Below are 270 nucleotides of genomic sequence, written 5' to 3'. Positions count from 1 at the left end.
ATCTACAGCCACTGGAAGTCAGTCGACGACGTGAACCCGATGCGCCTGAAGGCCATCAGCCACTTCTTCGAGCACTACAAGGACCTGGAAGCCGGCAAGTGGGTCAAGGTGCTGGGCTGGGAAGGCATCGACGCCGCCAAGAAGGAAGTCCTGGACGGCATCGCCGCCTACAAGAAGTAATCAGCCCCGGACCGCATCGCCAGCCTGCCGCATCCACTCGCGGTTGACCGACCTGGCGTGCGAGTTCCAGTGGCGCGCGGCCTGCTGGAG

At 63.3% G+C, this 270-nt stretch carries 1 protein-coding gene; it reads left to right on the top strand.

Annotation, left to right across the window (positions count from 1 at the left end; all coding sequences use genetic code 11):
• On the top strand, positions 1-180 hold a 180-nt coding region (locus ACCC94_RS30250; RefSeq protein ID WP_413353240.1), incomplete at its 5' end, for an inorganic diphosphatase.
• Between the last annotated feature and the right edge of the window lie 90 nt (positions 181-270).

It is taken from the genome of Pseudomonas sp. Pseusp97, assembly GCF_047304025.1.
Taxonomy (GTDB): domain Bacteria; phylum Pseudomonadota; class Gammaproteobacteria; order Pseudomonadales; family Pseudomonadaceae; genus Pseudomonas.
The sequence above is the reverse complement of the archived record's forward strand: the minus strand, read 5'-3'. Positions and strand labels throughout refer to the sequence as shown.